Annotated in this window: 24 protein-coding genes; 9 read left to right on the forward strand and 15 right to left on the reverse strand. The window is 67.1% G+C overall.

Annotated features, from left to right (window positions below; all coding sequences use genetic code 11):
* Window positions 1-97: 97 nt before the first annotated feature.
* Window positions 98-448, reverse strand: coding sequence for a hypothetical protein (locus tag AU193_RS10210; RefSeq protein WP_064422266.1), 351 nt, complete (start codon window positions 446-448; stop codon window positions 98-100).
* Window positions 449-596: 148 nt separating this feature from the next.
* Between AU193_RS10210 and AU193_RS10215 the strand changes: the two genes are divergently transcribed.
* Window positions 597-1,502: a DMT family transporter gene (locus AU193_RS10215; RefSeq protein ID WP_064422267.1), complete on the forward strand. Its 906-nt coding sequence runs from the start codon at window positions 597-599 to the stop codon at window positions 1,500-1,502.
* A gap of 7 nt (window positions 1,503-1,509) precedes the next feature.
* Here AU193_RS10215 and AU193_RS10220 read toward each other — a convergent pair whose 3' ends face one another.
* From AU193_RS10220 to AU193_RS10230, 3 genes are all read right to left on the reverse strand, one after another.
* Window positions 1,510-2,319, reverse strand: coding sequence for an ANTAR domain-containing protein (locus AU193_RS10220; RefSeq protein WP_064422268.1), 810 nt, complete (start codon window positions 2,317-2,319; stop codon window positions 1,510-1,512).
* A gap of 10 nt (window positions 2,320-2,329) precedes the next feature.
* Entirely contained in the window at window positions 2,330-2,656 is a 327-nt protein-coding gene (locus AU193_RS10225) for an STAS domain-containing protein (RefSeq protein ID WP_253867744.1), read from the reverse strand.
* A gap of 179 nt (window positions 2,657-2,835) precedes the next feature.
* Complete coding sequence (locus AU193_RS10230) at window positions 2,836-4,803, reverse strand: SpoIIE family protein phosphatase (protein WP_064422270.1); 1,968 nt, start codon at window positions 4,801-4,803, stop codon at window positions 2,836-2,838.
* Window positions 4,804-4,984: 181 nt separating this feature from the next.
* Between AU193_RS10230 and AU193_RS10235 the strand changes: the two genes are divergently transcribed.
* The 5 genes from AU193_RS10235 (at window position 4,985) to AU193_RS10255 (ending at window position 9,295) form a co-directional block, all read left to right on the forward strand.
* Window positions 4,985-5,344, forward strand: coding sequence for an STAS domain-containing protein (locus tag AU193_RS10235; RefSeq protein ID WP_172798267.1), 360 nt, complete (start codon window positions 4,985-4,987; stop codon window positions 5,342-5,344).
* Window positions 5,345-5,466: 122 nt separating this feature from the next.
* Entirely contained in the window at window positions 5,467-5,769 is a 303-nt protein-coding gene (locus AU193_RS23335; protein WP_082682918.1) for a hypothetical protein, read from the forward strand.
* Between the two features lie 24 nt (window positions 5,770-5,793).
* Complete coding sequence (locus AU193_RS10245) at window positions 5,794-7,380, forward strand: protease pro-enzyme activation domain-containing protein (protein WP_064422272.1); 1,587 nt, start codon at window positions 5,794-5,796, stop codon at window positions 7,378-7,380.
* Window positions 7,377-8,570, forward strand: a complete 1,194-nt coding sequence (locus AU193_RS10250) for a zinc ribbon domain-containing protein (RefSeq protein ID WP_064422273.1) — start codon at window positions 7,377-7,379, stop codon at window positions 8,568-8,570. The genes AU193_RS10245 and AU193_RS10250 overlap by 4 nt, the downstream gene beginning before the upstream one ends.
* Complete coding sequence (locus AU193_RS10255; protein ID WP_064422274.1) at window positions 8,567-9,295, forward strand: hypothetical protein; 729 nt, start codon at window positions 8,567-8,569, stop codon at window positions 9,293-9,295. The genes AU193_RS10250 and AU193_RS10255 overlap by 4 nt, the downstream gene beginning before the upstream one ends.
* 5 nt (window positions 9,296-9,300) lie before the next feature.
* Here AU193_RS10255 and AU193_RS10260 read toward each other — a convergent pair whose 3' ends face one another.
* The 5 genes from AU193_RS10260 to AU193_RS10280 form a co-directional block, all read right to left on the reverse strand.
* The gene (locus tag AU193_RS10260; RefSeq protein ID WP_064422275.1) at window positions 9,301-11,469 is read right to left on the reverse strand and encodes an elongation factor G-like protein EF-G2; all 2,169 of its coding nucleotides are present in this window, start codon (window positions 11,467-11,469) and stop codon (window positions 9,301-9,303) included.
* A gap of 99 nt (window positions 11,470-11,568) precedes the next feature.
* The gene (locus tag AU193_RS10265) at window positions 11,569-11,988 is read right to left on the reverse strand and encodes a TIGR03668 family PPOX class F420-dependent oxidoreductase (RefSeq protein WP_064422276.1); all 420 of its coding nucleotides are present in this window, start codon (window positions 11,986-11,988) and stop codon (window positions 11,569-11,571) included.
* Complete coding sequence (locus tag AU193_RS10270; RefSeq protein ID WP_064422277.1) at window positions 11,988-12,563, reverse strand: hypothetical protein; 576 nt, start codon at window positions 12,561-12,563, stop codon at window positions 11,988-11,990. Before AU193_RS10270 ends, AU193_RS10265 begins: the two co-directional genes overlap by 1 nt.
* 320 nt (window positions 12,564-12,883) lie before the next feature.
* Window positions 12,884-13,465, reverse strand: a complete 582-nt coding sequence (gene pyrE / locus AU193_RS10275; protein WP_064422278.1) for an orotate phosphoribosyltransferase — start codon at window positions 13,463-13,465, stop codon at window positions 12,884-12,886.
* A gap of 14 nt (window positions 13,466-13,479) precedes the next feature.
* Complete coding sequence (locus tag AU193_RS10280; RefSeq protein WP_064422279.1) at window positions 13,480-14,280, reverse strand: HugZ family protein; 801 nt, start codon at window positions 14,278-14,280, stop codon at window positions 13,480-13,482.
* Window positions 14,281-14,359: 79 nt separating this feature from the next.
* Between AU193_RS10280 and treS the strand changes: the two genes are divergently transcribed.
* From treS to AU193_RS10295, 3 genes are all read left to right on the forward strand, one after another.
* Window positions 14,360-16,183 (forward strand): maltose alpha-D-glucosyltransferase, encoded by a 1,824-nt coding sequence (treS, locus tag AU193_RS10285; protein ID WP_064422280.1) that lies wholly within the window; start codon window positions 14,360-14,362, stop codon window positions 16,181-16,183.
* Complete coding sequence (locus tag AU193_RS10290) at window positions 16,180-17,514, forward strand: hypothetical protein (protein ID WP_064422281.1); 1,335 nt, start codon at window positions 16,180-16,182, stop codon at window positions 17,512-17,514. The genes treS and AU193_RS10290 overlap by 4 nt, the downstream gene beginning before the upstream one ends.
* 130 nt (window positions 17,515-17,644) lie before the next feature.
* Complete coding sequence (locus tag AU193_RS10295; protein ID WP_156425176.1) at window positions 17,645-17,956, forward strand: hypothetical protein; 312 nt, start codon at window positions 17,645-17,647, stop codon at window positions 17,954-17,956.
* 106 nt (window positions 17,957-18,062) lie between these two features.
* Here the strand turns inward: AU193_RS10295 and glgX are convergent, their stop codons facing one another.
* From glgX to AU193_RS10320, 6 genes are all read right to left on the reverse strand, one after another.
* Entirely contained in the window at window positions 18,063-20,210 is a 2,148-nt protein-coding gene (gene glgX, locus AU193_RS10300; protein WP_064422283.1) for a glycogen debranching protein GlgX, read from the reverse strand.
* A gap of 109 nt (window positions 20,211-20,319) precedes the next feature.
* Window positions 20,320-20,871: a nicotinamidase gene (locus tag AU193_RS10305; RefSeq protein ID WP_064422284.1), complete on the reverse strand. Its 552-nt coding sequence runs from the start codon at window positions 20,869-20,871 to the stop codon at window positions 20,320-20,322.
* Window positions 20,872-20,882: 11 nt separating this feature from the next.
* Window positions 20,883-22,211 carry a hypothetical protein gene (locus AU193_RS10310; RefSeq protein ID WP_064422285.1) on the reverse strand — a complete coding sequence of 443 codons (1,329 nt, stop codon included), beginning with the start codon at window positions 22,209-22,211 and terminating at the stop codon, window positions 20,883-20,885.
* Window positions 22,211-22,639: a hypothetical protein gene (locus tag AU193_RS10315; protein ID WP_064422286.1), complete on the reverse strand. Its 429-nt coding sequence runs from the start codon at window positions 22,637-22,639 to the stop codon at window positions 22,211-22,213. Before AU193_RS10315 ends, AU193_RS10310 begins: the two co-directional genes overlap by 1 nt.
* Window positions 22,636-22,806, reverse strand: a complete 171-nt coding sequence (locus AU193_RS23340; RefSeq protein ID WP_172798268.1) for a hypothetical protein — start codon at window positions 22,804-22,806, stop codon at window positions 22,636-22,638. Before AU193_RS23340 ends, AU193_RS10315 begins: the two co-directional genes overlap by 4 nt.
* A complete protein-coding gene (locus AU193_RS10320) occupies window positions 22,803-24,653 on the reverse strand; it encodes a hypothetical protein (RefSeq protein WP_064422287.1) in 1,851 nt (616 codons plus the stop codon). Before AU193_RS10320 ends, AU193_RS23340 begins: the two co-directional genes overlap by 4 nt.
* Between the last annotated feature and the right edge of the window lie 82 nt (window positions 24,654-24,735).

Genomic DNA, 24,735 nt, shown 5'->3' on the forward strand with positions numbered 1-24,735 from the left:
TCTGGACCAAAACCGCCGACCAAATCCTAGCCAGCATCGGCAACTACTGCTCACAAATTAATGACTCAGGACACTAGCTAGCGAGGCCGCCTCGACGTCAGCCCGCTCGGGGGCTGCGGTCGCCGATGAAGAACCCGGCGACGAGCACGACCAAACCGATGATCGCGACGGGAATCGACCACGTGCGACGGTCGGATACGGCCGAATGGCACTGCGCGACGTAATCGGGCGGATCCTCAGTGAGCTCGTCGATGATCGGCAGGTTCTTCAGCTGGTTCGGATCGTTGCTGTTGGCTTGGCTGGCGGCGGTGTCGTCCGCGGCGATGCCATTGCCACACGAGATCTTCTGATTGTCCGGTCCGGCAATCGACACCGGGACCAGCAGAGCGATGACCCCTATCAAGAGGACGACCGCACCGACCAGGACAATCAAACGTCGCAGATTCATGATCGGTTTGATGCCCCAATAGGCGGGGCACCAAACCTCGCAACCGGCAGCCACGCCAAAGCGGCGCGGGTCCGCCGGTCCGTATGTTTGTGCTTGTCGATGTGCGCAGCATGGCCGGAAAGGAGCGAAACGCTTTGGTAGGCCCCTCGTGGTAGATCAGGGTCTGGTAGTCCTGCTCGCCCTGCTCGCCGCGGTCTTCTTGGCGATCGGCATCGTGGTTCGTCAGCGCGCCACCTTGGACGTTCCGCAGGAGCACGGCGTCAGCACCGTGATGGTGATGACGCTGCTGCGCAGGCCACTGTGGTGGGCCGGCACGGCGGCGGCGCTGGCGGGTTATGGCTTCCAGGCCCTCGCCCTGATCAAGGGATCGCTGTTACTGGTTCAGCCCATTCTGGTCTCGGCCCTCCTGTTCGCCCTGCCGTTGAGCGCCCGGCTCGCCGACCGCCGGGTCACCCGCGGTGAGTGGATGTGGGCGGTGGTGCTCACCTCGGCCCTGGCGGTGTTCGTGGTGCTGGCCAAGACCCGACCGGGTGATTACGAAGCGTCCGTTCCCCTTTCCGCACTTGTGGCGGTTCTCTGCACCGGTGCGGTGGCGGCGTGTGTGATCTTGGCTGTCCGTACCGCCGGGTGGAAGCGGGCGGTGCTACTCGCTGTGGCGGTCGGGTTGCTGTTCGGGGTGGTCGCGCTGCTCACGAAGATCGTGATGTTCCTGCTCGCCAACGGCGGCGTCGGCAGGGTGTTGACCACCCCGGCGCTCTACCTGCTCATCGTGCTGGGCGTGTTCGCGGTGTTCCTGCAGCAGTCCGCATTCCACGCCGGATCGCTGCAGACCTCGGTGCCGACGATGCTCGTGCTCGAACCGGTGGTCGCTGTTGTGCTGGGGGCGGTCGTCCTCGGCGAGCACATGACCGTCGGCGGTGTGAAGGCGGTCGCGATCTCAGCCGCCGTCGTCGCGATGGCGGCGGCCACGATCGCACTCGGTCGCGAGGAGGGCGCGCTCGAAGAGGAGCTCGAGGCGGAGGCCGCCGCAGCGGCAGCCGACCGGGGTCCCTAGCCTGCCGCTACCGCACGTCCGGTTGGCGCGCATCCGTCGCCACCGCCGCCCAGAGAAGGCGAGCGGCGTCGCGCGCGGTTTCCCGCGGAGCGATCGGCTCGGCGATCCCCGGCTGCTGGGCCGGACGACCGCTGATGTGCTCCAACAACGCCACCGCCAGCTCGCGCAGCTTGACGTTGAACTCCTGGCTCGCGCGACGCAGCATGACCCACGCCCGCTCGGCATCGCAGCCGACCAACCCCATCAAGGCACCCTTGGCCTGCTCGATGGCGCCGCGTGACTGCAGCGCAGCCAGTAGGTCTTCGAAAGCGGCCTCGTTCTGAGCCGCGGTCGTGACCAGAGCGGCGGAGACGAGTTGTTCATAGGCGATCAGCGTGGTGACGGTGACGGCCGAGGCCGGTTCGGTCAACGAGCACGACAACACAATCGCCGCGTCTTCGCGCCAGAAGCCCGGCACCGCCGCTGCTCCGTGTACGGCCTTCAGGTCGGCCGTGATCCCACTGGCGACGTCGGCCGCCGCATCGAAGGTGAGGTCGGGCCAGCGGTCATCGGTCCACAGGTCAAGGCTCAGCACCGGCACCTGATGGGTGAGCGCGTCGGCGACGGGCCCGCCTAGTCCAGACAGCTGCACCGCGACCATCTCGCCTCCGATCCCGAGCGCCGCGAGCGCAGCCGGATCCTCGTTGAACTGCTTGTCGTGCACGGTGACCGCGATCCCACAGGTATTCGGCAGGTCGGCCTGCAATCGTTCGAGGATCCGGTGCAACAGAGTGATCAGCTCGGGGTGCTGGCGCGGCTGAAAACTGGCTGCTGGCACGGCGATCCGCTCAATCGACGACGGTGACGGTCGCGACCTTGTCCAGGCCGGAGATGCCGAGCAGCGTGGTGATCGGCCCGTTCGCGGGCACCACCAGTTCGAGTTTGGCGCTCGCCGCGACCGAGAACAGCTCACGCAGGGCGGCGCTGTCGCAGTACGTCACTTCAGTGAGGTCAACCGTGACGGAGGAGTTGTCCGTGACCGCGCGCGACAACACGTCGCTGAACTCGTCGACGTTCGCCAAGTCGATCTCGCCGACCGCGGTGACGACCGGAGGCGCCTCGCTGCCCCCGGGCGAAAGCCGGAACTGGTTGCGGGTCACTACTTCAGTCCCCACCGTCGTCGAGGCACCAATGGACGGCAGCGTGATCGAATCCAGTCACAGCACCTCCCGATGTCCTAGAGGCCCCGCCTCCATGCACGCCACACAGCCCGCATCGCTGCCTCTTCCCGACAGACGCTCCTTGCCAGTAGTTGTCATACCACGAGGACGGGGTCGAGGCGGGCAGAGCGGGTTCAAACGCGAATCTCCGGTAATTGAAACGTCATATCGACGGTCGTTCCCGCCGAAGTGCCGTCGAGATCCACGCGATCGCTGACCGCGCGCATCAGCGACAGGCCGCGGCCGCGGGTCCCAGGATCGGAAGGCGGCGCCTTCCATGACCCGAAGTCGGTGACGCGCACATGGATCACCGCGTCGTGGATCTCGGCCTCGACGCGCATGCGCCCTGGCTCACGGCCGCGGTAGGCGTGCTCGACGCAGTTGGAGCAGGCCTCGTTGACGACGAGGATGAGGTCCGACACTGACTCGTCGGAGGCGCCGTTGGCGGCGAGCCAGGCCGCCAGCCTGTGCCGGACCTCGGTCAATTTCGGCGCGGCCGCGGTGTCGTCGATGACGAGGGACGCCTTGGGGGACCGGTAGATCACGATGGCCACGTCGTCGTCGAAACCGCTGCCGGGGGCCAAGCCGCGCAGAACCGCGTCGGCGACACCTTCGATCGGCAGGTTCGCGGTATCGGCCAACACTGAAGCCATCCGCTCGATCTGGGTGTCGATCGGCCGGTCACGGCGTTCGACCAGGCCGTCGGTGTAGAGCATCAGGGTCGAATCCGGGGGCAACGGATGCGTCGTCTGCGGGCGAGGCCGCGAGTGGGCCACGGCGAGCGGGACCGAACCCGCCCCGTCGAGCAGCTGCGGCGGTGCGGCTCCGGACACCAGCACCGGCGGGACGTGACCGGCGCTGCTGTACTCCACGGTTGCGGACGCGGTGTCGACGATCGCGACGAACACCGTGGTGCAGTGGGCGTCCGGGATGAACTCCGCAACCGCGTCGAGGTGTTCGAGCACCGTCGACGGTCGGGCGCCGGTGAGTAGCAGGGCGCGCGTCGACGCACGCAACTGCCCCATCACGGCGGCGGCCGACAGTCCGCGGCCGACGCAGTCTCCCACCACGATCCCGATCCGGCTGTCACCGACGGGGAGCACGTCGTAGAAGTCCCCGCCGATCTCCAGCGGATGGACCGCGGGCTCGTAGCGCACCGCGAACCCGGGCGGAAGATCGATCGGGGACAGCAGTGACCGCTGCAGCGTCAGCGATGTCTCTCTGGCGCTCTCGAACTGCCGGACGTGCTGCATGGCCGAGCTGAGGTGGCCGACGAGCGCCGAGACCAGGCGCCGGTCCTCCGCGCTGACCCGCCGCGGAACCTGGTGCTCGAGGCACAGCACCATGTCCCGCGCACCGGAGAGGACCGCGACGAAGCCTCGGGTGGTGCCGGCGCTGGGCACCGCGCCGACCGGCGTCACCGTCAGCGGTATCCATGTGCGGGCGTCCTCGACCGTGCGACGCCAGTCGTCGTCGAGGTCCCTCCATGATGTGACGGTGGGTTCACCGGCCACCCGCACCGTCGGCTCCTCGCCCTCCGTCTTCGGCCATGTCACCGCGATCAGCCGCTGCGCATCCAGGGGTACGCGGCACTGCGCCAGCGTTATCGCCAGCACCTCGTCGACGTTCTTGGCGACGCTCACCGCCGTCGCCAACCGCGCCATCGCCCGGTCCCGCTCCGCGGCCGCGCGGGGCGCCGTGACATCGCGGATGGTGCCGATGTAGAGACCGCGCCGCGAGCGGTGGTCCGGGACGGCGTTGATGCTGACCGCAACCCAACGCGTTCGTCCATCGCGGTGCCTGATCTTGGTTTCGGCCGTCAGGCGGCCTTCGCGGACCAGTTCGTCCCTGCGACCATCGGCCGCGACCCCGTCGACCGCCCAGGGATGAGGCATGGGGTAGGGCAAGCCGTCCTGGTCGTACCCGGTGATGTCCGCGAAGGCGTCGTTGATCTCGACGATGCACCCGGTGGCGTCGGTGATGAAGAAGCCCTCTTGCAGCGAATTGACCAACGCGCTGCGGAACACGTCGCGATCGGCGAGATCGTCGGCTCTGGCTCGTTCTCGTTCGAAACGCTGGTAGAAGTCTGCGGCGTCGGTCATGTTCGCGGAAGTCGGCCCTCCCAGCTCGCGCTCACACCGGTATCACCGAGCGCACAGTCTGTCTCGACAGTAGCCTGCCTATCGCAGCACGATCCCCTGAAGCACTGATCTATGGCTGGAGGCGACGGGTTAAGCTCGCCACATTGCCGTCGTCGTGGCGGCGCCTACCGAAGGACCACCGTTGTCACGTAATGACCCGATAACCACTTCGATCTCCCACGAGGACGGCATCGCTGTGTTGACGGTCGGCGGTGACGTCGACCTGGCCACGGTCCCGGCGTTCCAGGCGGCCATCACCGAGGCGCTCACGCAGGAGCCATCCGCCCTCGTCGTCGATCTGCTGGCGGTGGACTTCCTCGCGTCGGCGGGGCTGCAGGCACTTGTCGCGACGCATGAGACCGTGAGCAGGTCAGCGCGCTTCGCGGTGGTCGCGGACGGGCCGGCGACCAGCAGGCCGATTCAGCTGACCGGACTCGATCAGGTGTTCTCGCTGTATCCGACGCTGGCAGAGGCGTTGGGCGCGTTGAAGTCCAACTCTTAGTCCCAGCGCTCTCGCCGGCCGGAATTTCCCACTGAGCGGGGCTCTCGATCTTGGGTTAGAGTTCGAGCGCCGGCTTGATCTTGAAGCTTTCTGGCACCGGTCGGGACAGTTAGGACTGCATCATGAGATCAGCTCAGTTCGGTCGTCGTATCGCTGCCGTCGCTGCTGGTGCCGCTGCCGTGGCGATGGTCATGTTCAGCGCATCATGCGCAAGCGAGGAGAAGGCGCCGGAAGAGACCACGACGACAACGACCACGACGACGACGACCACGACGACGACGACCACGACGACGACCGAACCGGCGCCCGCACCGCCACCGGTCGAGACCACCGACAAGGCGCCGCGCATCTCGCCCGGACCCAACCCGTTCTCGCCCACGGTGACCGCACCGGCGGCGCCGACGGCCATCCCCGGCGACAACTAGCCATCCCCCGAGCCGGGCCGGACGGTGAGCGCGCGGCATCTCGGCGTGCTGGTGCTGATCATCGCGGGCGTATTCGTATTCGTCTCCGATCTGCGCCTCGCCTCCGGTCGGCCCGGAGGTGAGGTGATCGCCGGCCCGTACTCCTACCTGTTGGCGAGTTCGACCGATCTGGGGCCCTCGCGCGACGGCGGGGTACAGCTGACGATGGCGTTGCGCGACGAGCACCGTCCCACGGGGGTGTTCGCCTGGGCCGACGGCCACGGCCTCTCCGTCCGCTGGCGCCCCGGACACCAGTGGGCCGTGGTGGAAGGGCCGGCGGCATCCGTGGCCGATGCGTTCGACGTCGAAATCCACGATTACCGCGGCCGCCGCGGCCAGGTCTTCTACGCATCCCGACAGCAGCCCTACGTGCCGAATGTGTTGCGTCAGGACGTCTTTCAGGTCGGCCGGATCCTCGGATACGTGCCGCACCACACTTCGCACACCTGGACGCTGCCGCTCGATGTGCCGGACAAAGGCCTGACACCCGAAGCGCTGCGCAACACCTACAACGCCGCGCCGTTGGCCGCGGCCGGCTATACCGGCAAGGGCACCACGATCGTGTTCTTCGCCTTCGACGGCTTCGACCAGGCCGATCTCGACAGCTTCGCCGACACCCACGAGTTGCCCCGCTTCACCCCCGAGGTGATCGGGGAACTCGACGAACCCCGCGGGGAAGCCACGATGGACCTACAGGTGGCCCACGCGGTCGCTCCCGATGCCCGCAAGGTCGTGGTCAGTGCCCTTCCGACTGTCACCACCGACGGCGCCTTCGAACGCATCGGTCAGATGCTCGAGGAGACAGACCGGCGGTATCCCGGCGCCGTGTGGAGCTTCTCCATCGGGTGGGGTTGCGACAAGCTGCTCACCGCCGCCGACCTCGCCCCCGTGCGGTCGGCGCTGGCCACCGCGCAGTCACATGGCACCTCGGCGTTCAATGCCAGCGGCGACCTGGCGGGCCTCGAGTGCAAGGGCGGCGACGACTGGTCCTCGCCGCCGGGTGAGTCCGACATCGGGTTGGACTCCGTCGCCTCGCTGCCGGAGATGACAGCCGTGGGCGGCACCACCTTGTCCACGGACAGCCGAGGCCGGTGGCTGTCCGAGCAGGCTTGGTTCGACGTGCCGCTGTCGGTGGGCACCGGCGGCGGAGTCTCGGCGGTGTTCGACCGTCCGGACTGGCAGCGCGGGGTGTGGCCCGACCGCGACACCGACCGCCGGCTGACTCCGGACGTGGCGGCCGTCGCGGACCCGTTCACCGGTGTGCGCATCGTCTTTCGGCAGACGCCGTTGGTCGGCGGCGGCACGTCGCAGGCGGCGCCGATCTGGGCCGGCCTGGCCGCGGTGATGAACCAGTACCTGCTCGCGAACGGCGGGCGCCTGCTCGGTGAGCTGAACCCGCTGCTGTATCGGATCGCGCGGGGCGCCCCGCTGCCGGCGTTTCGAGACGTGACTCTCGGCGGTAACGCCGTCGCCGACGCCGCGCCCGGCTACGACCTGGTGACCGGTCTGGGCACCCCGGATGTCGACAACCTCGTCCGCAACGTGCTCATCCTGCAGAAGGCGGCCCCATGACGACCGGCGACGACGACAGCGTGCCGACCGCGCAGTGCCGAGTCTGCAATTCCGACGTGCCGGCCGGCGAGTACTGCGGGTTGTGCGGATGTCACCTGACACCGCGGCCGCGGGAGGGTCCGGACTGGTTGCGGCCGCTCGACTTCAGCGCCGCGCCGAACGAACACCTGTTGCAGCTGTCGGTCGCGAGCTCGCTGTTCCCGCACCTTCCACAGCGCTCCCGCTCCGCATTCCGGTTCGGGCTGCTGGTGTTGGTGGCGGCGCTGATTGCCTGCACATTCCTACGGTTGCCTGCCGCTATGGTGACCGTCGCCGCGCTGGGGCTTCCGCTGCTGTTTCTTCTGTACCTTCGCGAGTCCGATGCGTTCCGCGACTTTCCCGTTGGCACAATTATTCTCACCGTTGCTCTGGCGGTCGGGCTCGCGGTGGGGTGGGCGCTGTTGACGGGTGCGATGTTCGCCAAATCCTATGGTGTCGCGCTCGGCTCGGCGATCGTCGGTGCGCGCATGCTGAGTATGGGCATTGTGATTCCCCTCGGCGGGGTCATTCTGATGTTGTTACCCGCCGTCGTCGTTCGCGTGGCGCGTCCCTCCTCGCGAGAAGCATTGGACGGCTTCGTGATCGGGGCTCTGAGCGCACTGAGCTTCTCCGCGGCGGCGACGCTCACGCGGCTGGCTCCGCAGTTCGGCACCGGTGTGGTGAGCAAGCGGCCGATGGAGAGCCTGCTGGTCGAGGCGGGCATCAGGGGACTGGCGGCGCCGTTGATCGCTGCGGCGGCCGGCGGATTGGTCGGTGCCGCACTGTGGTTCATCCGCCCACCGAACAAGCGCGACCAGCGTCCGGGGGTCGTCCGCGCGGTGCTGCTCGGTTTCGCGGGCGCGGTGCTCGTGGTGTATCTGGCGCTGGGCTTGATCGACGTTGCCCGCTTCCCGCAGGTGCTGATGCTGGTGCTGTACCTCGCGCTGGCGGTGGTGGCGCTGTTGCTGTTGCGCGTGGGACTGCACCTGGCGCTGCTGCACGAGGCGCACGACGAAATTCACGCCGAGGAGCCGCTGTTGTGTCCGCACTGTGGTCATGTCGTCCCGGATATGGCGTTCTGTCCGGCGTGCGGGGTGGCCACGCGTGCCTCTTCGCGATCATCGCGCAGGGCACGACGTGAATCACGGCCGGTTCGCGGTGACCCGGAATGAGCGCGCCGACGAAATTCTTTCCCGGCTATGCGGTTCCGGCCGGCGCGTACACGGCGGCTGCGCCGCGGCGGACCTCGCGACGGCGGCTGGTGCTGACGTGGGTGGTGGCGATCGCGGTGCTCGCCGCTGCCCTGGTCGGGGTATCGGCGATGCTCGCCAAGCCGCCGGTGCGCTACGTGTGCCCGCCCGACTGCGGGCGCCCACCGACCGGCACCCCGGTGTCGGTCAACCCTCGCTTCACCGCGCCGGACGGTGCGTTCTCGGTGTCCTATCCCGCTCCAGAGGCGGCGTACCGGGTGAGCACCGAGCCCAACGGGGTGACCGCCGAACTACTCGCCGGTGATGGCGGGACACTGCAGTTGTTCAGCGAACCCGCCGCAGGCCGATCACCGCGGGACATCGCAAAGTCGTTGGTGAGTGCCACTTTTCCCGACACCCGCACCGCCTACGAGATCCCCAACGCGATGGTCGGCTACCACTCGGGATACGGCGAGGTCGCCGACTGTTGGCCGCAAGGCGCGAACAGCAACTATCTGCGCATGCGGGTGCTGGTGATGGTCGCGGTGAAGAACGACCTGGCGTTGGTTGCGGCCGCGGTGGGGCCGTACCACCAGTTCGGCCCGGACTTCGGGTTCGGCAAACCCTCCGGCGCGAACCTTCAGATCGCTTTGGACATGGGCAAATACGTCAACAGTTTCAGTTGGCGCGGGGATCCGCCTCGCTGATCCGCTCACGCCGTCGACGCGACCTTGGCGGCAGCGTGGTCGGGCATCGGTTCGTAGCGCGCGAAGGCCCTGGTGAACGTGCCGGCGCCGTGAGCCAGCGATCGCAGATCGATGGCGTAGCGGGTGAGCTCGACCTCGGGGATCTCGGCCTTCACCAGTGTGCGGTCCTCACCGACCTTTTCGGTGCCCAGCACCCGGCCGCGCCGTCCGGCCAGATCGCCCATGATCGCGCCGACGAAGTCGTCGGGAATCAGCACCGTCACCTCGTCGACGGGTTCGAGCAGGTTCACCTTCGTCGCCGCGGCCGCCTCGCGCAGGGCCAGTGCTCCCGCCATCTGGAAGGCGTAGTCGGAGGAGTCGACGCTGTGGGCCTTGCCGTCGAACAGCGTGACGCGGATGTCGACGACCGGATAGCCGGGCCCGACTCCCTTCTCCATCTGGGCCCGCACGCCCTTCTCGACGCTCGGGATGAACTGCCGGGGCACCGCGCCGCCGACGACTTTGTCGACGAATTCGAAGCCGGAGCCTTCCGCCAGCGGCTCCACCTCGATGTCACAAACCGCGTACTGGCCGTGTCCACCCGACTGCTTGACGTGTCGTCCATGGCCTTTGGCCTTGCCGCCGAACGTTTCTCGCAGCGGCACCCGCAATTCGACGGTGTCGACGGCGACACCGTAGCGTCGCGAGAGCACGTCGAGGACAACGCTGGCGTGTGCTTCGCCCATCGTCCACAGCACGATCTGATGCGTCTCAGGGTTCTGCTCGATGCGCAGGGTCGGATCCTCGGCGGCCAACCGCTGCAAACCGCCGGACAGTTTGTCCTCGTCGGTTTTCGCCCTGGGCTGCACCGCGATGGGCAGCAGCGGTTCGGGCATGTTCCACGGCCGCAGCACCAACGGATCGGACTTGTCCGACAGCGTGTCTCCGGTCTCGGCACGGCTGAGTCGGCCGATCGCGCAGATGTCGCCGGCGATCACCGAGGGCGCGGGGCGCTGTTGTTTGCCGAGCGGGAAGGACAGCGACCCGATGCGCTCGTCTTCGTCGTGGTCCTCGTGCGCGGCCAGTGATCCGGTCAGGGCGCCGCTACCGCCGAAGAATGACGAAAAGTGGCCGGACACATGGACTGTCGAGTCGGGCGTGACGGTTCCCGAAAAGACCCGGACCAGGCTGACGCGCCCCACGTAGGGGTCCGAGGTGGTCTTGACGACCTCGGCCAGCAGCGGACCGTTCGGATCACACGGCAGCTCAGCACGCGGCTTGCCCTGCGGAGTGAAGACCTCGGGCAACCGGTGCTCGGGCGGCGGGGGAAATCCGGCAGTGATGATCTCGAGCAATTCGAGCGTGCCCACCCCCGTGCCACTGCACACCGGGATCACGGGGAAGAACGTCGCCCTCGCGACGGCCTTCTCCAGATCGTCGATGAGCACCGACTGGTCGATCTCCTCGCCGCCCAGGTAGCGCTCCATCAGCGTCTCGTCCTCGGACTCTTCGATGATGCCCTCGATCAGGGTGCCGCGGTGTTCGGTGATCGCGTCGGCGTACGAGCCGTCGGGTTCATGGGCAGCAGTGCGCTTGCCGTCGGCGTATTCGTAGTGCGTCTGCGACAGCAGGCCGATCAACCCGGTGCAGGGCGAATCGGCGGGCAGGTACAAGGGAAGCACCTTGTCGCCGAACGCCTGTTGCGCGGCGGCCAACGCGTTGGCGTAGTTCGCGCGCGCATGGTCGAGTTTGGTGATGACCACGGCGCGCGGCATGCCCACCTGGCTGCATTCGAGCCAGAGCGCCTTGGTGGGTTCGTCGACTCCTTCGTTGGCGGCGATGACGAACAGCGCGCAGTCCGCGGCGCGCAGGCCAGCTCGCAGTTCGCCGACGAAGTCGGCGTAACCGGGGGTGTCGATCAGGTTGACCTTGATGCCGTCGTGTCGCAGCGAAGCGAGCGCGAGGCCCACCGAACGCTGCTGGGAGATCTCGGCGTCGTCGCTGTCGCAGACGGTAGTGCCGTCCTGAACGGAGCCCTGGCGGGTCAGGACGCCCGCGGCCACCAGAAGTGCCTCGACGAGTGTGGTTTTGCCGCCACCCGATGGGCCCACCAGCACCACATTGCGGATGGCGGCCGGACTGTCCGCGGTCGGGGCGGCTCCGGCGCCCTGGGAATGTGTCGTCTTGTCAGCCATGACGTTCCCTTCCACGACGGCTGCCCAGCCGCCAAAGTGTGTGTTAGACCACAATCGCCCTAACCGACAACGAGCACAAGGGCTTGACCGAATTCCCGCTCAGGCCTGCCACGAGGACCAATTCGTGATGGTCACGCTGACCACGGGGCCGTCGAGGGCGATCCGCTGATACTGCGGATACTTGTTGCGGAGCAGCATGTACCCGGTCGCCAATTCCTCGCCCCGGTAATGAATTTCGGCTCGGCCGTCGGCGCGTACCCACCACAACCGCGACCAGTCCTCTTCGTAGTGGTCGACGAGCATGCTCACCCGCGGGTTGCCCTCGATGTTGCTCAACCGCCGCAGGTTGCGGGTCGACTTTCGCTTGGCGTCGACGGCGGTGTAGGCCACGCCGGCGTGGACGGCGAACACGACGGGCACCAGGTGCGGCGCTTCTTCCGATCCCACGGTGGCGAGCATCGCGACGCGCGCCGCGGCGAACATGGCCTCGGGCTCGAATGCGGCTTCGTGATCCGCCATCACCGCTGACTCGGCCCGGGCCGCTGCGGCGCGACGCTGATCGGCGATCGCGTCACCGGCGTGCGAGTCACCCCGATCTGGGGATCGCGGCCGGTTCTCGTCGGCGGGGTACGCGGCCGATGGGTCGCGGGCGGAGGCGGGGCGACCGGGGCCGCTGACGTCGAGACGCGTGGCGGTGGGGCTTGCCGCGGCGGAGGTGGCGTGGTGGCGGGTGCTTGCGTGCGTGCCGGCGCGGTGGTCTGGACGGTCGGGCGGACCGGCTCGCGGTGCCGGTCGACGGGCTCGCCCGGGGTGCGAAACACCAGAAGGACACCGGAGACGACGAGCGCGATCGCCGCGCACGCGGTGACGACCAGAACGCCGGCATTGCGCTTGGTCCGATACCAGGGTGGCGGCGCCGGCTCGAAGTACCAGGTGTCCTCGTCGAACGCGTCGAACGTCATGTCACGCCCCGGCGCCTTCTCGGGGTCGAAGACTTCGACGTCCGTTTCGGTGCCCGGCTCGGCGGCGAGCGCGACATCGACCGACTCTTCCTTTCGGTAGTCGAAGTCCCCCGAAACTTCGCGTCGCGCCACACGAGAATGCTAACGCCGGGCAACGCGGGAGGCCCGGGAAACTCGGATGGAAGTTGCACGTCGCCGCGTTCGCCGCGATGGGATTTCGAGCGCCGCCGGTCCGGTGTCGAGGTCGAGCTCAATGTGTTTGCGCTAACGCCGGATTGGGGAACTACGGCGCGATCATCGAGGCCGACCAGCAGAAGGGCAGAAGTGCGACGCGCGACATGTTCGACCTCTTCGTCGCGGAGTTCGTCGGCCTGAACGACAAAGTGCGCGCGGCGGTTTCGGATAACCGGGCCCGCCACGGACGTGCGGGGTCCACGTTCGCGCCGGACGGGTCAGACGTCTTTGACCGGTTCGATGCCGAGGTCTCGGTAGGTGACCAGCGCGGCGAACGGCACGCCCCGCGCGGCAAAGCGCTTGGCCGCGATGTCGCCGCGGTCCACCATCGGGATGACGCCGGTGACGACCGCACCCGCCGCGGTCACCCGGTCGAACGCGATCTCGGTCGAGCCGCCGGTGCTGATCACGTCGTCGACCAACAACACCCGCGTACCCGGCGCCAAGCGGGTGCCCTCGATCCACTGCTCGCGTCCGCGCGCCTTCTGTTCCTTACGAACCGAGAACCACGCCTTGCCGGTGACCATCGCGACGCCGTGGGCCAGCGGGTCAGCACCCATGGTCAACCCGCCCACCGCGTCGAACTCGATTCCGCGGCTCTCGGCCAATTCGGCGACCGCGCGGCTGACGATCGTCAACCGCTCACCGGTGTCGATCGCGTACTTGCCGTCGATGTAGTCGTGGCTGAGCTGGCCGCTGGCCAACCTGAACGGCTCGTCGCGACGTTCGTGGCCGCGGGTGGCGATCAGGTCGAACGCCGCTTGCCAGGTGGCCGGTCGCCCGGAGGGAGCCGCAGTCATGAGGTGATCGTATTTCAGCCGCGGCGCGCCAGGCGGGTCAGCTCGACGGCGGCCGAACGCAATTCGTTGATCGAGTCGATCGGCGTCGGGTAGCCGATCCGGGTGTAGGCGAGCCCGCGTTCGGTGGCCAGGCGCAGGTCGAGGCCGTACCGGTCAGCGCCGGTGCAGGTGGCCGCGGTGGTGTCCGGGTAGCCGCCCAGCACCTTGGCCATCGCGACCAGCGCGTCGGCGTGGTCGGCGTTGAGATGTGCGACGGCTCCGGCCGCGAGAGGTTGCACCGGGTCGGGTTGCGCGGCCGAATACGCCTCACCCGTCGTCGACTCCATCCGCCCGTAGCCGCCGACCCAGCGCACCCGCCGCACCCGCAGCACCCACAGCGTGAAGTCGCTGTAGTCGATGTAGTACCTGGCGGCGGCGACGGCGCTCAGGTGTGCCTCGCGCGCGGCGGCGAGCTCATCGTCGGCGGGCCGCTCCACCACCCCGGCCAGCGTGACCCGCCCGCTGGCCAGCGGATCGGACTCCGACGTCGGCGCGACGATCGCGATGCTCGCCCGCGCGTCAGCCAAGAGGTTGCGGCCGTGCTCGGCGAGGTTGGACACACACAGGACAGGGGCGCCGTCGAGCAACCCGTACGTCACGAACGACGCCCACGGATCGCCGTCGGCGGTCAGCGTCGCCAGAGTCCCGGTATTGGTGGACGCGGCGATGGTCCGAGCTTCCTCGGCGGCCGACGGGCGGACGGCGTTGACGACCTCCGTCAGCGGCGGAGGAATCGACGGTGCGTCGCCCGGGTCGCCGTGATCACGTGTGGCCACGCCGGAACGATACCGAAGGGGTCGCCGCGGGAACTTCGGCCGATTCGTTTCTTCGCGACGTGGGTAGGTTGAGGACCGTATGGAACAACGCAGCGGTGTCAGAGGATCCGACGTACCCCCCGATCACGATCCGACGGAGGGCAGTCATGTCGAGGACGGTGTCGTAGAGCACCCGACCGCCGACGACTTCGGCCACGCCCGGGTTCTGCCCGAGGACCGTACGTGGTTCAAACGCGCCGTCTTCTACGAGGTGCTGGTGCGCGCGTTCTACGACTCGAACTCCGACGGCATCGGCGATCTGCGCGGACTGACCGAGCAACTCGACTATGTGAAGTGGCTTGGCGTGGACTGTCTTTGGCTGCCCCCCTTCTACGATTCGCCGTTGCGTGACGGCGGCTATGACATCCGCGACTTCTACAAGGTGCTGCCCGAGTTCGGCACCGTCGACGATTTCGTCGAGCTGCTGGACGCGGCGCACCGCCGCGGTATCCGCGTCATCACCGACCTCGTGATGAACCACACGTCCGACCAGCACGCCTGGTTCCAGGAATCGCGCCGCGATCCAGACGGACCGTACGGCGACTTCTACGTGTGGAGCGACACCAGCGACAAGTACTCCGACGCGCGGATCATCTTCGTCGACACAGAGGAGTCCAACTGGACCTTCGATCCGGTGCGACGGCAGTTCTATTGGCACCGATTCTTCAGCCACCAGCCCGACCTCAACTACGACAACCCGGCCGTTCAGGAGGCGATGATCGACGTCCTGCGGTTCTGGCTCGACCTCGGGATCGACGGCTTCCGGTTGGACGCGGTGCCCTACCTCTTCGAGCGGGAGGGCACCAACTGCGAGAACCTGCCCGAGACGCACGCGTTTCTCAAGCACTGCCGCAAGGTGATCGACGACGAATATCCGGGCCGCGTGCTGTTGGCCGAGGCGAACCAGTGGCCGGCCGACGTTGTCGAGTACTTCGGTGATCCCGACACCGGCGGCGACGAATGCCACATGGCGTTCCACTTCCCGCTGATGCCGCGGATCTTCATGGCGGTCCGACGCGAGTCGCGGTTCCCGATCTCGGAGATCCTGGCGCAGACGCCCGACATTCCGGAGATGGCGCAATGGGGCATCTTCCTTCGCAACCACGACGAGTTGACGCTGGAGATGGTCACCGACGAAGAGCGCGACTACATGTACGCCGAGTACGCCAAGGATCCGCGGATGAAGGCCAACGTCGGCATCCGCCGACGGCTGGCGCCGCTACTGGACAACGACCGCAACCAGATGGAGCTGTTCACCGCGCTGCTGCTGTCGCTGCCCGGTTCGCCGGTGCTGTATTACGGCGACGAGATCGGGATGGGCGACATCATCTGGCTCGGCGACCGCGACGCGGTACGCACCCCGATGCAGTGGACGCCGGACCGCAACGCGGGCTTCTCCACGGCCACACCCGGGCGGGTGTATCTGCCGCCGAACCAGGACGCGATCTACGGCTATCAGGCCGTCAACGTCGAAGCGCAGCGGGACATCTCGAACTCGCTGCTGAACTGGACGCGCACGATGCTCGCGGTGCGCAGCCGCCATGAGGCGTTCGCCATCGGCAGCTTCCACGAGTTGGGCGGCTCGAACCCGTCCGTGTTGACCTACGTGCGCGAGGTTGAAAAGGACTCCGGCACCAAGGACGGCGGGAAAGACACCGTGCTGTGCGTCAACAACCTCTCGCGGTTCCCTCAGCCGATCGAGCTGAATCTGCAGGCCTACAACGGGTACACGCCGGTCGAGATGACCGGATACGTGGAGTTCCCGCGCATCGGCCAGTTGCCGTACCTGCTGACCCTGCCCGGCCACGGGTTCTACTGGTTCTCGCTGAAGGCACCCAGCCCGGAGCATGGAGAACAGTCATGACCCTGCCGTTCGAAGAGTGGCTACCACACCAACGGTGGTATGCCGGTCGCAGCCGCGAGTTGGCCGCTGTGCGGCAGGCGGCCAGCACCGCCCTGCGCGATGACCTGGACCTCGTGCTGCTCGACGTCTCCTACACCGACGGCTCCCAAGAGCGGTATCAGGTGCTGGTGCGGTGGAATACCGGCCCCATCGAGGAGTACGCGGAGGTTGCGACGATCGGCGCCGACGGGGATCGCACCGCGTACGACGCGCTCTATGATCCCGCCGCCGCCCGGTACCTGCTGTCGCTGATCGACTCGTCGGCGACGGTGGGCTCAGGCGACGCGACGGTGCGCTTCGTCAAGGAACCCGGCGTCGAACTGCCGCTCGACGCCGCGCCGCGGGTGTCGGCGGCCGAACAGAGCAACACCAGCGTGGTTTTCGAGGAGGAGGCGATCCTCAAGCTCTTCCGTCGCATCACGCCCGGGACGAACCCGGACATCGAGTTGAACCGGGTGCTGGCCCGCGCCGGGAATCCGCATGTCGCGCGGTTGTTGGGCTCGTTCGAGACGAGCTGCGACGGCGAGCCGTGCGCGCTGGGCATGGTGACCGAGTTCGCCGCGAATTCGGCCGAGGGCTGGGATATGGCGATGGCCAGCACCCGTGACCTGTTCGCTGAGGGAGACCTGTACGCCGACGAGGTGGGTGGTGACTTCGCAGGCGAGTCGTATCGGCTCGGTGAGGCGGTCGCGTCGGTGCACGCGACACTGGCCGACGAACTCGGCACGGCGACCACCGTGTTCCCGACCGACACCGCGCTGGAACGGCTGGCGTCTGCGACCAAGGCCGTGCCCGATCTCGGACAGTACGCGCCGCTGATCGAGGAGCGGTACCGCAAGCTGTCGGAGGAGACCGTCACCGTTCAGCGCATCCATGGCGACCTGCATTTGGGTCAAGTGTTACGCATTCCCGCGGGTTGGCTGCTGATCGACTTCGAGGGTGAGCCCGGTCAGCCGCTCGAGGAACGGCGCCGACCGGATTCCCCGCTGCGCGACGTGGCCGGGGTGTTGCGGTCCTTCGAATACGCCGCCTACCAACGGTTGATGGAACAGTCCTCCGACGAGGACCACGACCGTCAGCTCGCGGCGCGAGCCCGGGAGTGGGTCGACCGCAACGCCGCCTCGTTCTGCGAGGGCTACGCCGAGGTGTCGGGTACCGACCCTCGCGACTCCCGGCAGCTGCTGGCGGGCTACGAGTTGGACAAGGTGGTCTACGAGGCCGCTTACGAGGCGCGCTTCCGGCCGAGTTGGTTGCCGATCCCGCTGAAGTCGATCGCGCGCATCGTCGGCTGAAGCGGCCACGGCGCTGCTGCTGCGGCGTTTAGCGGCCGAGCAGGTGGGCAACCGGATAGCTGTGAGCGCAAATCCGGACCCAGGCTATTCACCCAACGACGGCGGGGGCGTCGGCGACACGTTGCGCCCGATGGAGGCGTTCGACTCCGACGACGTGCGCAACGCCGACGGTGACGAAACCGTCGACCCGCCCGACGGATGGCGTGAAGCCGACAAGATCAACGCCGACGGCGAGGTCGACGAGAGCCTCGACGAGAAACTCGCCGCCGAAGAACCCGAGCAACCCGAGTTGAACCAGCCGTTGGGCGAGCCGAGCGGTGACACCGAGCTGCGCACGGACGACGAGTTGGACCACCTGGACCCCGACCAACACGGTCGTGACGCGGGTCAGATCGACGGCAGCCCCGAGGACGGCGACTCGTTCTTCCCCGTGGTCGAGTAGGGGTCTCTTCAGTCGCCGAGTCTGAGCTTGTGTTCGAGAACCAGTCGATTTTTCGCGCACAACTTCAGATTCGGCGCATGGGGGGTTCGCCTGAGAGCGTTTCGGCCTACTCCGCCGGGGCGGCCTGCAACACCAGAACCGAACGCGCGGCCACTGCTACCTTCTGCCCGGCTTCCACCGGTGTCGATTCGTCGCCGTCCTCGGCGGAGGTGTCGACCACCGCGATCCAAGAATCGCCGAACTTCTTCTCCGGCATCACAAAGTCGAGCGGTTCGTAGTGGGCGTTGAAGCACAGCACGAACGAGTCGTCGACGATGCGCTGCCCCCGCACGTCGCGGTCGGGTATCCCGTTGCCGTTGAGATACACCGCGATCGACTTGGCGTAACCCGTTTCCCAGTCCTCATCGCTCATCTCGGACCCATCGGGAGCGAACCACGCGATGTCGGGCAGCCCGTCGCCGCCGCGCTGGCGCACCGGCCGTCCGGAGAAGAACCGGCGCCGGCGAAACACCGGATGCGCCGCGCGCAGCGCCGACACCTTGCGGGTGAATTCCATCAGATCGGTGTCGGGGTTGGCCCAGTCGATCCACGACAGCTCGTTGTCCTGGCAGTAGACGTTGTTGTTGCCCTGCTGGGTGCGGCCGAGCTCGTCGCCGTGGGCGATCATCGGCACACCCTGCGAAAGCAGCAGTGTCGTAAGGAAATTGCGCTGCTGTCGCGCTCGCAGCGCGTTGACCTCGGGGTCGTCGGTTGGCCCCTCCACGCCACAGTTCCAGGACCGGTTGTGACTTTCCCCGTCGTTGTTGTTCTCGCCGTTGGCCTCGTTGTGCTTCTCGTTGTAGGACACCAGGTCGCGAAGCGTGAAACCGTCGTGGGCGATCACGAAGTTGATGGAGGCGACGGGTCGGCGGCCGGTCTGCTCGTATAGGTCCGCCGAACCCGTTAGACGGTAGGCGAATTCGTCGAGTGTGGCGGGTTCGCCTCGCCAGTAGTCACGGACCGTATCGCGATACTTGCCGTTCCACTCCGTCCACTGCGGCGGGAAATTGCCGACCTGATAGCCACCGGGTCCGACGTCCCAGGGCTCGGCGATCAACTTGACCTGGCTGACGGTCGGGTCCTGTTGTACGAGTTCGAAGAACGTCGACAACCGGTCGACGTCGTAGAACTCGCGGGCCAGTGTCGAGGCGAGGTCGAACCGGAATCCGTCGACGTGCATTTCGGTCACCCAATACCGCAACGAGTCCATGATCAGCTGAAGCGAATGCGGGTGGCCGACGTTGAGGCTGTTACCGGTGCCGGTGTAGTCCATGTAGTAGCGCTTGTCGTCCTCGACCAGCCGGTAGTACGCGCCGTTGTCGATTCCCCGCATCGACAGTGTCGGGCCCAGATGGTTTCCCTCGGCGGTGTGGTTGTAGACCACGTCGAGGATCACCTCGATGCCGGCCTCGTGCAGCGCGCGGACCATCGCCTTGAACTCCTGCACCTGTCCGCCCGGGTTGGGGCTGGAGCTGTATTTGGAGTCGGGCGCAAGAAAGCCGATCGTGTTGTAACCCCAGTAGTTGGACAGGCCCTTGTCGACCAGCGTCGAGTCGTTGGCGAAGTGGTGCACCGGCAGCAGCTCGATCGCCGTCACTCCGAGCGACTGCAGGTGCTCGATGATCACCGGATGCGCCACCGCCGAGTACGTGCCGCGGATGTTCTCGGGGATGTCGGGGTGCGTCTGCGTCAGACCCTTGACGTGTGCCTCGTAGATGACCGAGTCGGCGTACTCGTAGTCCGGCGGCCGGTCGTTGCCCCAGTCGAAGTACGGGTTGATGACCACCGACTTCGGCATGCTCGCCGCGGAGTCGTCGTCGTTGCGGCTGTCGGGATCGCCGAAGTTGTAGCTGAACAGCGACTGATTCCACTCGAAGTTGCCGTCGATGGCCTTCGAGTACGGATCGAGCAGCAGCTTGTTCGGGTTGCAGCGCTGGCCCGACGGCGGGTCGTAGACGCCGTGCACCCGGTAGCCGTACCGCTGACCGGGCTCGATGTTCGGGATGAAACCGTGCCAGACGAATGCGTCGTTCTCGGGCAGCGTCATCCTGGTCTCGGTCCCATCGGGGTCGAACAGGCACAGCTCGACCTTGTCGGCGGCCTCGCTGAACACCGCGAAGTTGGTGCCCGTCCCGTCGTAGGTCGCGCCGAGCGGATAGGCCTTACCCGGCCAGATCTCGAGGGACGCGGCTTGGGGGGCGGGGGCTTGGGTCAATTCTCACTCCAGACGACGACACACGGACAACGAGACGATACGGGTGTGCCCAATGCGGCACCATCACAACCAACTCCACACCGAAATCACACGAGCCGGGAACCGGTCACTAAGCGATCTCGACGCCGTGCGCGCGAAGGTCTTCGACCGCGCTGGCCGTCGACTCAGGGGCGACTCCGGCGGTCAGATCCAGCAGGACACGTGTGGTGAACCCGTTCGCCACGGCGTCGGACGCCGTCGCCCGCACGCAGTAGTCGGTCGCGATGCCGACCACGTCGACCGCGTCGACCCCGCGCTGAACCAACCAGTCGGCCAGCGGCGTTCCGGCGTCGTCGGTGCCCTCGAAGCCGCTGTAGGCGGCCGAGTACTCACCCTTGGTGAAGACCGCCTCGACCGCGTCGGGCCGGAACTGCGGATGAAAGTCCGCACCGGCGGTACCGACGACGCAATGCCGCGGCCAGGACGTCACGAAATCGGGGTTGTCGGAGAAGTGGTCACCGGGGTCTATGTGAAAGTCCTTGGTGGCCACCACATGCGCGTATTCGGTCTGGTCGGCGAGCAACTCGCTGATATTGCGGGCGACGTCGGTGCCGCCGGCGACGGCAAGCGAGCCGCCCTCGCAGAAGTCGTTCTGCACGTCGACGATGATGAGCGCCTTCATGTACGGCCACGCTACCCGCCGAACAGCAGGTACAGCCCGGTGAAGGTGTAGCCGACCATCACCAGCATCATCGCCAGCTGCCCGGTCAGTTGATGGCCCGACGGCAGCAGGCGCAGCGCCCGGTCATGCGCCGCGACGACACCCCCGACGTGCCCGGCCAGGACGAAGCCGACCTTCAGCGTCGACAGCAGCGCAGGGTGTTGGGACAAGAAGTAACTGACCTCGGCATCGCCCAGCCAGAACAGGTTCCACCCGCGAGCCAGCGGGTCGGCCAGCAGGATGATGGTCTGCTGACCGCGCTCGACCAGATAGGTCAGGTAGTGGGCGAACACATAACCGATGACGATCGGGATCAGCGAGTGCGCCATCAGCCCGGGCAGCCGGCGACGCCGGTCGCGGTCCACACCACCGGTGGCGACCGAAGCGAGCCAGAACGTGCCGGCGACGACGGCTGCGAACGCGGCCAAGCCGGCGGTCTTGATGAGGGTGGCGGTCAGCGTCGACGACGAATGGTCGTCGACGAAGTTCCGCCATGCGGGTGTGGCCGAAAAGCTGTCGAACGCGGTCGATCCCAGAAGCACGGCCATGACCGCGACCACGCCCGGGCGCACCGGCAGCGACGGGAGATGGTCGAACGGGTTGCCGATCGCGACCCGACCCGTGTCGGGATCTCGGCGAAACGGCGACAGCCGCGAGGCCACCACGCTGTACATCTCGAAAGGGTCGGCCCGTGTGCACCAACGCTCACCACACAGCAGCGCCCCGGCCAGCGTGATGACGAGGTAGATCAGCAGCCAAATGCGGATGGCGCCAAGCGAACCCGGATCCGGACTGGCCAGTTCCAGCCACACGAACGCGAACAGTCCGAAAACCGCGGGCCAGTATCCCAACCACGTGGGGTAAGGCAGGCGCAACGACCGTCCGCCCAGCAGCCGAAGAACCGCCCGCACCGGCGATATGGCCCGCCACACCGGTCCGATGATCAGCGACACCGCCACCAAGCCCACCCACAGCAGGACGTAGAACACACCGGGTAGCGGGTTCCTCGCGTCCTGGGGGCCGAAGACGGCGGCGACACCGACCCACACCGCGAAACCCAATCCGGCGAGCGCGAGAGCCCACCGGGTCACGGGCGCGTCGACCGTCGTCGTCACCCAACGGGGAAGGGGCCGAACGGGATTGGCCGGGTCGAACCGCGGCTTCTTCCAAGCCAGCGCCACCACCGCGAACGTGAACGTCAACGCCCATGCGGCCCCCACCAACGCGTAGGTGAAGGGAATCGGCAGATCGGTCGAACCGCCGAGACCGTGGGCCAGTACGGAGACCGACGGCCCCGGCATCACTGCTGGACTTGAACGGTGGCGACGACGCGATTCAGTTCATGCAGTTCGATCTCGACGTTGCCGGGCACATCGACGGTGAACTGGAACTGCTGGCCCGGCTTGGGCGCCACCTTGAAAGTGTGCTCCGGCACCGAGTGCACGTGCAGTGCGTCGGCCGCGTCGCTGTTGACCCGAAGAACGATCGGTTCGCCGACCTTGCCTCGTACTTGCGCATTCGTGGGGTCGACCTTGCCGCCCTCGATCGTGATGTCGATGGTCAGGCGATCGCTCGGGCGCTGCTGAGCCGGCGTGTCGGCCGCACCGACAGTCGACTGGGCGGGACCGCTCGGTTCGGAGTCGGCGTCGCGCGAGCCACCACACCCGGCGAGGAGAAGTGTCACAGCGGTCACGATGGCGATTCCGTAGCAGCGAACAGGCGTTGTCACGGTTTCCCTTCGTCGGTCGATTTCGTTTCGCTTCTGCGTCGGTTCTTCACCGCGATGTACACCACCACCCCGGCGACGACGATCGCCGGGGCGAAGGCGGGCACCGCCAACCAGATCGGATGGTCCGCGAGAATCAGGACATCTGTGCCGTCTGGGCTGGCTGTCATGACTGCGCGCTGGGTTGTAGCTCGGCCTCGCTACCGGTGGGCTCACTGCGGTTGATGCGGCCGCCACCCCAGGTCACGCCGGCAACCATGGCCAGCGAGCAGACGAGCACCACCAGGCAGCCGATCAGCCACAACGACTCTGGGATGTCGGGGCTGCGTTCGCGCTGGAGGATCGTGATTTCCGAGACGAACGGACGCGTCATGTTCGGCTCGGCGGGCACCTCCTGCGCGCCGATGCCGGGGTCACCGGCCAGGTAGATCGGCACCGCCGTCAGCATCCGACCGTCGTGGACGCGCAGCAGCGTCTTCCACGTGCCGGAAACCGGCATCGGTTTCGTGGAGCGGTAGTGGCCGGGCGCGACCTGCTCGAGGTTGTCGATGAACATGCCCCGCTGGTTGGACAGGCCGCCCTGCCACCCGAGTATCGTCACCCAGTTCGGATCCTCGCTCAGCAGGTTGGCAGGCGTGATCTGCACATCGGCCGTCACGAACCGCGCATCGTCGTCACCGGGAGCTTCGGTCAGGACAATCGTGGCGTTGGCGTTCTCGGGAACGTTGTAGCGGAGTCCGTTCGCTGCGGCGCCGCCGATCGCAAGCACCGTCAACACGACCAGGCCAACGCTCAGCGCCCGGCGCGGAAGCCGTTGGTCGGTCAACACCATGCCGATCAACGCGCCGCAGGCGCCGGTCAGGATGGCCACGGGTACGGCCATCGCCAGACCCTCAGGCCAGATGCTGCTGTGCCACGGCAGGTGGTAGACGCTGTTGATCCACAGCGATTCCAGCCACAGACCGACGGTGCCGACGCCAAGGCCAGCCACGGCTCCGTAGAGCACGGGACGCTTGATCAGCGGAGTCAGGCCCAGAAGCTCGACCACCACGGCAGCGCCGAGGTAGAGGGGGAACCAGTTGACCGGAGCGTCGAGCACGGGAGCGACCAGGAACGCCACGATGCCGCGTAAGCCGATGGCGATGACGGCGGCGATGAGCGCGGCGCCACGACCGAGGAAGATGCGCGCGGCGACCAACGCGAGCGCGGCGGCTGCGGCGATGAGCATGGGCTGGAAGACCTGGCGGAACTGTGGAACGCCGAAGTCGAACTCGATCTGATAGACCGACATGCCGATCAGGACACCGGCGAACGCCAGGTACTGGATGAACTTCAGGCCGATACCGTCGGGCGGCGCGTCTGGGCCTCGCACACGCTTGCCTTCGAGTTCGAGGTAAGCCGCGGCCAATGTCGAGAAGCCTGCGCCGCCGATCATCATCAGGTGGGTGGGCCCCCACAGCGTGACGTCCTGGCCGAAGATGCGGTGCCACATGTCGTCGAGCGGGAAGCCCAGGAGTGCGTAGAACCCGCAACCGGCCATCACGATGCCGCCGACCGGGGCATACCAGTGGTCGGTGATGCGCACCGCGGCCGGACCGGGACGCTCTTCCTCACCGCGGGGCAGCACCATCGCGGTGCAGCCGGCGACGAAGATGCCGAACAGACCGATGAGGATGAAGTAGTGCGCGGGGTTGGCGAGCGCACCGTCGTCGCGGCCGTTGCCGATGTGCAAGCTGACGTCCCAGATGAATCCGAAGAGCGCGCAGATGATCGACGCGACGAAGATCGCGATGGGCAGGGCGACCCACGAGGGCCGCTTGAAGCGGCGTCCTGACCAGTCACCCAGGCGCGCCAGCCAGTCGATCTTGTGTGTGCGGTGCATCCAGCCGATCCATAACAGCACCGCGGCGACCACCGCGGCGGCGACCGTCAGACCGACAATCTCGTGGATGGCGGCGCCACCGCCCTCGCTCTGGGCCAACACTGAAGTCTCTGAGGCTTTCCAAGTACCCGTCATCTGCCCACCTGCCGGAAGTCGGAGGAACTCCTTACTCGTCGGTAATGTTGCCAGAACCCGCGCGACCGAAACCAGGGGTATC

Origin of the sequence: Mycobacterium sp. GA-1285 (genome assembly GCF_001499905.1) — a bacterium.
GTDB lineage: Bacteria > Actinomycetota > Actinomycetes > Mycobacteriales > Mycobacteriaceae > Mycobacterium.